We start from the raw sequence: 11,443 nt of genomic DNA on the forward strand, positions 1-11,443 counted from the left end.
CTGGCGGTGGTGTTCGACGCCAAGGGGCCGACCTTTCGCAAGGAGATCTATCCCGAGTACAAGGCCAATCGCGCCGCCATGCCCGAGGATCTGAGGCCGCAGATCCCCGTGATTAAGGATTTGGTGCGCGCCTTCAACCTGCCGGCCCTGGAGCTTGAAGGCTTCGAGGCCGACGACATTATCGCCACCCTGGCGAAAAAACATGCCGCCCAGGGGTTGGAGGTCACCATCGTCTCCGGCGACAAGGATCTCATGCAGGTGATCTCCGAGCAAATCCGCATGCTCGATACCATGAAGGATAAGGTCTATGGACCCGCTGAAGTCGCCGAGCGTTTCGGCGGCGGCCCGGACAAGGTGGTGGAAGTGCAGGCCCTGGCGGGCGACAGCTCGGACAATATTCCCGGCGTGCCGGGCATCGGCGAGAAAACGGCCGTCAAGTTGATCGCTGAATTCGGCACGGTGGAGGAACTGCTGGCGCGGGTCGACGAGGTCAAGGGCAAGATGCGGGACAAGCTGCGCGAGTTCGGCGAGCAAGCGCTGCTGTCCAAGCGGCTGGTGACGCTCAGGGACGATCTGGATCTGGGCATTGATTATGATGCCCTGGCCACCGGCGCGCCCGATCGCGCCGCCCTCACCGCCCTGTTCGGCGAGTTGGAATTTCACAAGTTGCAGCAGGAATTTTTCGCCGAGACCCGGGATCGCAGCGACGATTACCGCGGCGTGTTTACCGAGACTGAGCTGGAGCAACTCATCGAGCAGTTGGAGAAAGCGCCGCGCATCAGCTTCGACACCGAAACCACCAGCCTCGACCCTTTGCGCGCCGAATTGGTGGGGATTTCTTTCGCCGTTCAGCCGGGGGCAGCCTGGTACATCCCCCTCGCCCATCATTACCTGGGGGCGCCCGCGCAGCTTGGGCGCGATCTGGTGCTGGAGCGCCTGCGCCCGCTGCTGGAAGATCCGCGAAAGTCCAAGATCGCCCAGAACGCCAAGTACGATCTGCTGGTGCTGCGTCGCGCCGGGGTGGAGGTGCGGGGCGTGGATTTCGACACCATGGTGGCAAGCTACCTCGGCAACCCGGCGGCCAAGAGCCACGGCATGGACAGCCTCGCCGCCGATCTGCTGGGGCGCAGGACCATTGCGTTCAGCGAGGTGGCGGGCAGCGGCAAGAACCAGATCAGCTTCGCCGAGGCCGAGGTGGACAAGGCCATCACCTACGCCGCCGAGGATGCCGACGTCACGCTGCAATTGTTCGAAAAGCTCGCACCCATGCTCAAGGAAACCGAGCAGGAGAAATTGTTCCATGAGGTGGAGATGCCCCTGGTGGGGATTCTCGCCGACATGGAATGGCAGGGGGTGCGCGTCGATCCCCAGGTGCTGGGCGCCCTCTCCAAAGAGATGGAGGAGAAACTCGCCGCCCTGGAAAAAGACATCCATGAACTGGCCGGCTGCTCCTTCAACATCGGCTCGCCCAAGCAGATCGGCGAGGTGTTGTTCGAAAAGCTCAAGCTGCCGCGCGGCCGCAAGACCAAGACCGGCTGGTCGACGGACGTGGAGGTGCTGCAGAATCTCGCCGAGGAGCACCCCATCGCCGCGCGCATCCTCGATCACCGCAGCCTCGCCAAGCTCAAGGGCACCTACACCGATGCCCTGCCCAAGCTGATCCATCCCGACACCGGGCGCATCCACACCAGCTTCAACCAGACCGTGACCGCCACCGGACGACTCTCGTCGAGCGATCCCAATCTGCAGAATATCCCCATCCGCAGCGAGGAGGGGCGGCGCATCCGCGAGGCCTTCATCCCTGCCGAGGGAGGCGTGCTGCTCGCCGCAGACTACTCGCAGATCGAGCTGCGCATCCTTGCCCATCTTGCCGATGAGGAGATGCTGCAGGAGAGCTTCGCGCGCGGCGAGGATATTCACCGGCGCACCGCCTGCGAGATTTTCGGCGTATTCCCCGAAATGGTCAGCGACGAGCAGCGCCGTCAGGCCAAGACCATCAACTTCGGCGTGCTCTACGGCATGGGCGCCTTCAGCCTGGCGAAAAGCCTCGGCATCGACCGCAAGAAGGCGCAGACGTTTATCGATGCCTACTTCGAGCGCCTGCCGCGCGTGGCTGATTTTCTCGAGGCGCGCCGCGAGGAGGCGCGCAAGAACAAATACGTCCAGACCCTCCTCGGGCGGCGCTGCGCCATTCCCGAGATCGACAGCCCCAACCAGGGGATCCGCTCCTACGCCGAGCGCAACGCCATCAACTATCCCCTGCAGGGTTCGGCCGCCGACATCATCAAGGTGGCCATGGTGCGGGTGTTCGAGAGCCTCGGGCGCGCGGGGATGAAAACCAGGATGGTGTTGCAGGTGCATGACGAACTGGTGTTCGACGTGCCCGAAAGCGAACTCGAAAAGGCCCGCGAGCTGATCCGGCGCGAGATGGAAGAGGCGGTCAAGCTCAAGGTGCCCCTGGATGTCGACATCGGCGTGGGCAGGAACTGGCGCGAGGCGCACTGATTTTCCGGTTTTTGTCGCTGTTCAGCAGGCGCCGCCGGCCGCGGCGGCATCGTCGGCGGTGAAAACTCGCCCGCGGCTCAAACATTCACCGCTGTCCTCAACCGCCGCGACCGGCGGCGCGGCGGGACTTGGCTGATTGAAGAGTCTCTCGATTTATTTTCCCTGGGGCGCGGGCCATGTCCAAGCCGTCCAAACGAACCTACTCTCGCCGACTATGGCTCCCGGCGGGCAGCGCCCTGGCGTTTCTCCTGGTGTCCGTCCTTCTCGGCGCGGCCCTTTGGCAGGGCCGCGACCTGCTGCTCAACCGCTACCTCAAACCCCACCTCGAAGAACTTCTCAGCCGCCGCCTCGATGCCCAGGTCGCCATCGCGCGCCTGGAACTCGAAGAGCGTCATTTGCGCATCGGGGGCCTAAGCCTGGAGCAGCCCGGGGTCTATCGGCTGTTCGTGCTCGGCCTGTCCGTGGATTTTTCCCTGGAGAGGCTGCGCCGCGGGGGACTCGACGCTGTGCGGCTGTTCGCGCCCGATCTTTTTCTCGATGTCGCCGCCCTCGGCGGAGGCGACGCGCCGGAGTCCCGCGCCGCCATCACCCGGTCGCCAATAGAGGTGGACCAAGTGGCGGTGCTCGACGGGCGTCTGCACCTGGTGGCGGAGGGCCGGGAGTGGTTGGCGCGGGAGCTGAACCTGGCGCTGCGCGGGGTGCCCGCGCCCGAATTCAATTTGCGCCTGATTCTGGAGGGCGAGCACCCCTTGGATCTGGAGGCTGCGGGCCGGCTGGCGTGGAACGCCAGCCCCGAGCTGCACCTGCAAGAGCTGCAAGTGGATGGGCAATCCTTGCTGACCTCTCCCTTGCAGGTCCGCCCCGTCCCTGGGGGTGTGAAGGTCGGGGGAGAGATCCATTTGCCCGCCCTGGACCGGGAGCAGTTGGATGTCTGGTTTGCCGCATCGCGCGAGCCTTCGCCGCTGCCCGCGGATCTTGATTTCAGTGCCCGGGATCTGGTCCTGGGTGTGGAATGGGCACCCGGTCAGATGGAAGGGCGCTTGCGTTGCGCGCAGCTCAGGGTCAGCCGGCCGGATCAGGATTGGCCCGTGGAGGACATCGACCTGCATTTTTCGGGGCGCCCCGCCGCTTGGCAGGCGCAAGGACAGGCCCTTGTCGCCGGGGAGCTGGCGGTGCAACTAAGTCTTCAGGGCGGGGATGAGCGGCTCGGCGGCGAGGTGCGCGCCCAGACATCGGACCTGGCTTTCCTGGCGAAGCGCCTGGGGTTCGCGGACAACCTGCCCCTGAGTGGTGGCTTCGCGGGCGGGGCCAGGTTTGACTGGCGGGAGCGGCGCCTGGATCTGGCGGGCGAATTCCACGGCCGCCCACCCAGGGCGTCGGCTGCTCCGGCGCCGCTGCGGCTTGCGCCACTGAGTGGCCGGTTGCGACTGGCGGGGCCGGTGAAAAAGTTGGCGGGAGAGTTGGCCCTCGACCTCGACGGCCGGCCTTTTCTAGAAGCGCGCGGCGATGCCGGGCAGCTCGACGCACAGTTGCACGAGACTCCCCTGGCCGCCCTCGCCCGTTTAATGGACGCGGCGCTGTGGCCCAAGCCCGTGGAGAAACAGGGGCGGATTGGGGCAACGGCCAATCTCAAGCGCACCCAGGATGGTTGGCAGGGGCGGGCCGTCTTGGGCGGCGAGGGCTGGCGGACGGCTGGTTTCGACCTCGGCGCGAGCGAGGCGGAGGGGCGTTTCTCCTGGCGTGCAAACCGCCTCGATCTGGGAGAGGCCCGTCTGCGGACTTCCCTCGCCGGGATGGGGGTCAGTGTGCCGCACCTGGACTTGCAGGGGGCCGGGCACTGGCAAGGCGGCGCGGCACGCATTGATCTGGCCCACCTGCGCCTGGAGGCTGTCGACTATCTGGCCGCGGACGACATGAGCGCCCTGGCCGGAGGCGCCCTCGACCTGTCCGGTCGCCTGACCCGGCGTGGCGACGGCGAATTCCAGGCGGAACTGCGCGGCACGGCGCGAGTGCAGGAAGTTTTGGCGGGGGGCTTTTATGCGGAGCTGGCGCAACTGCCCCTGTTCTTTGCCCTGAACGCCCGCTGGTCGCCGAACTCCACGGTCCTGGCGGTCGACAATCTGCATCTGCAACTGCCCGCCGTCGGCACCCTGGATGGCCGGGGCAGTTGGCGCGCCGGGAAGGTGCTGGCGGAGGGACAGTTGCATCTGCCGCATCTGGACGAGGGCTACAACCGGCATCTGCGGCCCCTGCTGGCGCCCCTTTATCCCCTGGCGGGCGATCTCGACCTGCGCGGTTCCCTGAGCCTGCACGGCGTGGGCCGCTGGGAGGGAACGGATTGGCGCTTTTCCGGAACCCTGCTGCCGGAGAACCTGGCTGCCCGACTCGGCGACGGCGCCCTGGCCCTCAGCGGTCTGCGGGGCATTCTGCCTTTCTCCCTAGCCCCCCCAGGGCAGACCGGCGCGGAGCACGTGGAGGGTTTTCTGGCGTTTTCCCGGTTGCAGGCCGGGCCCCTGAGCGCCGACCACAAGCAGCTGGCCCTGACCTCCGGGCTCAATCGCCTGGCCTTTGTGGATCCCTGGGAATTGGACCTGGCCGGCGGCAGCGTTCATCTGGAGCAACTGCGCCTGGCCTGGGAGCCGCGGGGACTCTATCTCGCCGGACGCACGCGAATTCTGGGCATCGATCTGGAACAATTGACCCAAGCCCTGGACGCGCCGCTCATGCACGGCAGCCTCACCGCCGATTTCGGCGAATTCGAATACGCCGGAGGGTTTCTCCAATCCCAGGGCGAGGCCCGTCTGGCGGCGTTCGGCGGCGGCATTCGCGTGCGCAACCTCAGGGCGCGGGATATTTTCTCCTCCTATCGCAGCTTCGAGGCCGACATCGACCTGCACGGCCTCGACCTGGCGCAGCTCACCCAGACCTTCGAGTTTGGGGAGATCAACGGGATCATCGACGGCTATATCCATGATCTGCGTCTGTTCGGCAGGGTGCCCTCGGCTTTTATCGCCGAAATCAGCACGCGCGAACGCGGGCGGCGCAACATCAGCGTCAAGGCCATCAACAACCTGGCGGTGATCAGCCAGGGCGGGCTTTCGGCGGCCCTGTCGCGGGGTGTCTATCGCTTCATCGATTTCTACCGCTACCGGCGCATCGGCATGTTCTGCGGACTGCGTAACGACGTTTTCGTGCTGCGCGGCACCGCCCGACCCGGTTCGGATCTCTATCTGGTGGACGGCGGTCTGCTGCCGCCGCGCATCGACGTGCTTGCACCACAATCGGCGATCAGTTTCCGCGAGATGCTGCGGCGCCTGGGGCGCATCGATCGGGCGGGAACACGTTGATTTGCTTGGGAAAGGCGCTATAGTGGGAGGGCGAAACGCTGCATCAACCGAGGAGGATGTCCATGAAAATCCTGTTTAAATGCTTGTTGGGCCTGACGCTTCTCGCTGCCGCGGCCTGCGTCACCATCAATATCTATTTTCCCGCCGAGGAGTTGCGCGGCGCCGCCGACAAGATCGTTGAGGAAGTCTGGGGCGAGCGTGCCGCGCCGCAACCCGCTCCCCAACCGCCCGCCGGTGAGAAGGGCAGTTTGCGTCGGCTGCTGCCGGGGCCGGCCACGGCCCATGCCGCCCAGGATATCAACGTCAGCACGCCCGAGATCCGCGCCGTCAAGGAGGCCATGAAGCAGCGCTCGGACAAGCTGTTTCCCTATCTGGATTCCGGCCATGTGGGCATCGGCGCCGACGGCCTGCTCAAGGTGCGCGCCACCGAGGGACTGGACCTGCGCGGGCGCGGGGAGGTCAATCGCCTGGTCAGCGAGGAAAACGCCGATCGCCAGCGCCTCTACCGCGAAATCGCGCGCGCCAACGGCTTTCCCGAGCGCGTTCAGGAAGTGCAGTCCATCTTCGCCGATTCCTGGCGCGACAATGCCGCCGCCGACTGGCATCTGGAGCAGGCGGATGGATCCTGGCAACGCAAGTAGGGTGTGGATACGGGCCGAAGTCGCTAAAGAGCGGCTTCGGCGAGCGCCTTGAAGCCGGCCAGTTCCTCCATCTTTTCCAACTGGGAAAAGACCTGTTGCAGTGCCAGGCGGCTGTCCTCGGGGATTTGCAGGAAGCGGAAAGAGACGCGCAGCTTGCGCGGCGAAAAGTCGGGGTGGCGGTGGGTGACGGTCAGTTGCACCACGGTTGAATAGAGGTGGGGGGCGACGATGTTCTTGCCATCCACGAAAAAGTTGATGCTGGCCGCCGCCGGCAAGGACCAGTTGAAGTTTTCGCTGAAGGGAATCTCGCAGAGCATGCCGCCGAGGCTGGCGTTGATGACGTTGCCTTGCAGGGCGTGGCCGCGCTGCTCCAGCAAAAAGATCGTGTCCTGAACGGCGTAGCGCTTGTCGCGGCGCAGGCTGACGGGATTGCAGACGCGGTTGAGGGCTTCGGCGAACTGGCGGGACGGGCAGGGCAGAACCAGATGCTCGGGAATGCCTTTTTCCTCGATCATGCGCAGGGTTTCGTCGCCGTCGCTGGTGGTGAGCAGCAAAAAGGGGATCTGTCGGTCGGCGGGCAGTTCGCGCAGCTTGTCGAACAGGGCGAGCCCGCGGACATCGATGCCGTCCCACAAATAAATCACCAGATGACAACGATGGTCCTGTAGCATGGCCAGGGCTCGCTCGGGGGTCTCGGCCTCCAAAAGTTGCACATCGTCGAGGTTGGCGCGGATCTTCGCGCCGATGATTTTGCGCAGGGCGGGCGAATGGTCGATGATGATGAATTTGCGGCTCATGTATCCCTCCGGCGTGGGTGATCAGCCAAATTAGTGCGTGCTTGCAAATCCGGGTTGGTTTCCTTTAGTCTGAAACCTGCTTTCTGGTCGGAGCGCATGCGGCGAAGATAAGTTTGGAAGTCTTTCATTTTCAAGAACCATGCCTTCCCTGCCGCGCGTCCCTAGGCCCTCCCGCGTGGGGGCACGGGCGAGGGACGGCTGAACCGTCCGCGTTTTTTTCCGGCTTTTGCCTGAAGGTCAAGCCATAACACCATGCCGTTTGCCTTTTTCCGCTCCAAGCTGTTCTCGCCCGTGCGCAACCAGCGCGGCGCCATGCTCATTGTGGTGCTGGTCGCCGTCGTCATCCTGGGCATCGGTTCGGCCATGGCGGGGGTGAGCTGGCAGGCGGCTTCGCAGCGCGCCAAGGAACAGGAACTGCTGTGGGTGGGGCAGCAATACCTGCGGGCCATCGAAAACTTTTACACGACCGACATCGCGGGGCGTGCCCGGCAGGCTTCCGCCCTGGGCGAAACCTCGCAGCAACAGCGGCGCGCGCCGGGGCTCTTGCCCAACAGCATCGACGAGTTGCTGCGCGATCCGCGCGCGGCGCAGATCGTGCGTCATCTGCGCAAAGCCTACAAGGATCCCATGACCGGCGAGGATTTCGTGCTGATCAAGGATCCCGGCGGGCGCATTCGCGGGGTGCGCAGTTCGAGCACCCTGACGCCCTTCAAGACCGAGAATTTCCCCAAGGGTCTGGAAAAGTTGGCCGGCGCCGACAGCTACGCCAAGTGGGAATTCGCCTATGATCCGCCGGGGGGCGTGCAAGGGGCGGGCGGGGTGTCCCTCGATGGACGGGTGCCGACGCTGGACCCTCCGGACCCCGACCCTCCGCCCAGGGAATTCCGCCGTTGCACCGATCCCGCGCCCTGTCCGCCGGGGGAAACCTGCATCTTCGATCCCGACAAGTGCGCCTTCATTCCCTATACCCCCTCCTGGATAGAAAAGCAGTCCCTGCCGGGCAGCCGCGCTCGTGAATACGGACAATAAACCCCAGTCCTCCTGTAGATTTCATCTCTCCTTCCCGAATTTTTTCATTTTTTGACCCACGTCATGTCGGCCTTCCCCGTCCTGGGCTAATCTGCACCCAGGATGACGGAAGGAGACGACGCCATGAACCTCAGAAACAATCTCGGCACCGAACAAATCCAGAACGTGTTGAAAGCACATCCCCGCATCGGGGAGATCCTCAAGAACTACGACATCGCCTGCGTCACCTGCGGGGTGGGTATTTGCCTGCTCAAGGACGTGGTCAGCATCCACGCCCTGGGCGACGAGGCCGAAAAACAGATCGAGACGGAAATCAACAGCTATCTGGACAACCAGTAACCAAAACCCAGCGTCAAGGAGAATCCCCATGAAGAATCTGGCCTGCGGCTGCCCCGGCAGCAACGTGCGCACCATCGAGAAGCCCGCCACGGACAACACCGCCACCGGCAAGGTCGCCTCCGAACTGCGCCAGTGGCCGACCCAGCTGCACCTGGTGCCACCGAGCGCCCCCTGGCTGCAAAACGCCCATCTGCTCATCGCCGCCGACTGCGCGCCCTTTGCCTACGGCGATTTCCACCGCGATTTCATCAAGGGCAAGGTGCTGGTCAACGCCTGTCCCAAGCTCGACGACACCAGCCCCTATCTGGACAAGCTGACGGCAATTCTCAAGACCAACGATATTCAGTCCCTCACCGTGACCATCATGGAAGTGCCCTGCTGCCGCGGCCTGGCGATGATGGCCAAGCAGGCCCTGGAAGCCTCGGGCAAGGACATCCCCTTCGAGGTGGCGATCATCGGGGTTGACGGCGAAAGGAGAGCCTGAACATGAGCAAGATCGACGTCACTCACGTCATGGTCGAGGAGCACAAACTGATTCTGCGCATGATCGCGCTGCTGGAGAATAACGTGACGCGCATGGAGGCGGGTCGCTTTCGCGACTGGCGGTTCTTTCTGGATGCGGTGGATTTCATCCGCAACTACGCCGACCGTTTTCACCATGCCAAGGAAGAGGACGTGCTGTTCAAGGCCCTGGTGGATAACGGCATGCCTCAGGACAATTCGCCGGTGGCGGCCATGCTCCTGGCCCACGATCAGGGACGCGGCTTCGTACGGGCCATGGAGGAGGGCGCGCACCGGGCCCTTGACGGCGAGTCCGGGCAGATCCCGGTGATTGCCGAAAACGCGCGCGGTTACATCGCCCTGCTGCGGGACCATATCGACAAGGAAGACAACATCCTCTACCCCCTGGCCGAGCGGGTGCTGCCCGAGGCGCCGCGCGCGGCGATGGTGGCGGCCTACCGGGAGGCCGAGGCGCGAACTCCCGGCCTGGAGGACAAATACCGCCGGCTGGTGGAAACCTACGAGCAGCAGGCGGCGGCCTGAGAAACCACGGGGGCGGGTGAAAATCCGCCCCCTGACTTTTTTGTGCCGCGCCCTTGCGGTTGACACCCCCCTGAGCGGCCCTTTACAATGGCGTGTTTTTTGCCTTAGCCTTAGATCTCGCCGCACCCAGGGAGCGCGACCATGGAACAGAAACACCAGATTCTCCTTGATACGGTGCGCCGCCTCATTCGCCGGGGGGCCTATCCCCATCTCGCCAAGATGCTCGGCAAGATCCATCCCGCCGACATCGCCCATCTGTTCCGCTATCTCGACCTCAAGGAACAGCGCATCCTCTTTAACCTCATCGAGGATCCGGAAACCTCGGCCTACGTGCTCTCAGAACTCGATCACGCCACCGGCGCCCAGCTGCTGGAGCAGATCGACAAGGAAACCATCACCGAAGTCTTGCAGGAAATGCCCTACGATGATGCCGTCGACATCATCCGCAACCTGCCCGAGGAGCTGGCCGAGGAAATCCTCAACATCATGCAGGACGAGGATTCCACCGAGATCGAGCAGCTGCTGCAATACGACGAGTACACCGCCGGCGGCATCATGTCGACGGAGATCTTCTCCCTGTCCGAGGAGATGACCGTCAAGCAGGCCATCGAGGCCCTGCAGAAGGCCGAGGACGTGGAGATGGTCTTCTACGTCTACGTCACCGACGAATACGGCCACCTGGTTGGGGTGCTGTCCCTGCGTCAGCTGCTCACGGTGCCGCCCCAGACCCCGCTCAAGGACGTCATGACCCGTGATGTCATCCGCGTCACCACCGACACCGATCAGGAAGAGGTGGCGCATCTGGTGGCGCGCTACAACATCTTGGCCATTCCCGTCGTCGACGAGGGCAACAAGCTCATGGGTATCGTCACCGTCGACGACGTCATCGACGTTTTGCGGGAAGAAGCCACCGACGACATCTTCAAGATGGCCGGTACCAGCGAGGAGGAACTGCTCTACGGCTTCAAATCCTTCAAGATTGCGCGTCTGCGCCTGCCCTGGCTGATCACCAACCTGTTCGGCGGGGTCATCACCGGCTATCTCATGTGGATGTTCAAGACAACCCTCGAACAGATCATCGCCCTGGTGTCCTTCGTGCCCGTCATCACCGGTATGGGCGGCAACGTCGGCGGCCAGTCGGCGACCATCGTCGTGCGCGGTTTCGCCACCGGCCGCATCGACTTCAGCACCCTGCGCCAGGTATTTTTCAAGGAACTGCGCGTGGGGCTTATCATGGGCACGGTGTGCGGCCTGGTGGTCGGCCTGGTGGCGCTCGTCTGGCACGGCAATCCCTTCCTCGGCCTGGTGGTCGGTCTGGCCATGGTTTCGGCCATGACCGTCGCCGCCTCCACGGGCGTGCTGGCCCCCACCTTCTTCAAAAAAATCGGCGTCGACCCCGCCATCGCCTCCAGCCCCTTCGTGCAGACCGCTAACGACATCACCGGAATTCTCATCTATTTCGGTACGGCGACCATGTTTCTCAACTATTTGAAGTAGCTTGGAAGACCAAGGATCCTTGCGCCCGTCGGGACGCCCAAGAAGCGAAAGACCCTTGGCGATACCAAGGGTCTTTCGTGAAGTCGATGGGTTGGCGTGCTTGTCCGCGGTTAGGGCGAACAGATTCTCCCAGTGATCTTCATGTGGTTCCAGCCGCAATCGATGCGGCCCGACATCCACGCGGTTCCCGTCCAGTCCGCGTAGGGCCCGTCGACGCCGACCATGGCGGATGTTTCCTCAAAGC

The 11,443-nt window shown here is 63.9% G+C and carries 9 protein-coding genes; 8 read left to right on the plus strand and 1 reads right to left on the minus strand.

All coding sequences use genetic code 11. From position 1 onward, the window contains the following. The 3 genes from polA to QAT43_RS11300 form a co-directional block, all read left to right on the plus strand. The coding region (gene polA, locus QAT43_RS11290; protein ID WP_305043178.1) for a DNA polymerase I at nt 1–2,505 on the plus strand (2,505 nt) is incomplete at its 5' end. 176 nt (nt 2,506–2,681) lie between these two features. Beyond that, nucleotides 2,682–5,852 (plus strand): hypothetical protein, encoded by a 3,171-nt coding sequence (locus tag QAT43_RS11295; protein WP_305043179.1) that lies wholly within the window; start codon nt 2,682–2,684, stop codon nt 5,850–5,852. A 62-nt stretch (nt 5,853–5,914) separates the two neighbouring features. Further along, nucleotides 5,915–6,493, plus strand: coding sequence for a DUF1318 domain-containing protein (locus QAT43_RS11300; protein ID WP_305043180.1), 579 nt, complete (start codon nt 5,915–5,917; stop codon nt 6,491–6,493). A 23-nt stretch (nt 6,494–6,516) separates the two neighbouring features. Here the strand turns inward: QAT43_RS11300 and QAT43_RS11305 are convergent, their stop codons facing one another. Further along, nucleotides 6,517–7,290, minus strand: a complete 774-nt coding sequence (locus QAT43_RS11305) for a response regulator (protein ID WP_305043181.1) — start codon at nt 7,288–7,290, stop codon at nt 6,517–6,519. A gap of 252 nt (nt 7,291–7,542) precedes the next feature. Here QAT43_RS11305 and QAT43_RS11310 point away from each other — a divergent pair, with 252 nt between their 5' ends. From QAT43_RS11310 to mgtE, 5 genes are all read left to right on the plus strand, one after another. After that, complete coding sequence (locus QAT43_RS11310; RefSeq protein WP_305043182.1) at nt 7,543–8,319, plus strand: hypothetical protein; 777 nt, start codon at nt 7,543–7,545, stop codon at nt 8,317–8,319. A gap of 123 nt (nt 8,320–8,442) precedes the next feature. Then, nucleotides 8,443–8,658 (plus strand): hypothetical protein, encoded by a 216-nt coding sequence (locus QAT43_RS11315; RefSeq protein ID WP_305043183.1) that lies wholly within the window; start codon nt 8,443–8,445, stop codon nt 8,656–8,658. A 28-nt stretch (nt 8,659–8,686) separates the two neighbouring features. Further along, nucleotides 8,687–9,142, plus strand: coding sequence for an iron-sulfur cluster-binding oxidoreductase (locus QAT43_RS11320; protein ID WP_305043184.1), 456 nt, complete (start codon nt 8,687–8,689; stop codon nt 9,140–9,142). A 2-nt stretch (nt 9,143–9,144) separates the two neighbouring features. After that, nucleotides 9,145–9,702, plus strand: a complete 558-nt coding sequence (locus tag QAT43_RS11325; protein ID WP_305043185.1) for a hemerythrin domain-containing protein — start codon at nt 9,145–9,147, stop codon at nt 9,700–9,702. A 141-nt stretch (nt 9,703–9,843) separates the two neighbouring features. Beyond that, nucleotides 9,844–11,199 carry a magnesium transporter gene (gene mgtE / locus QAT43_RS11330; protein WP_305043186.1) on the plus strand — a complete coding sequence of 452 codons (1,356 nt, stop codon included), beginning with the start codon at nt 9,844–9,846 and terminating at the stop codon, nt 11,197–11,199. Nucleotides 11,200–11,443: the final 244 nt, after the last annotated feature.

The organism is Geoalkalibacter sp. (assembly GCF_030604225.1).
Lineage (GTDB): Bacteria > Desulfobacterota > Desulfuromonadia > Desulfuromonadales > Geoalkalibacteraceae > Geoalkalibacter.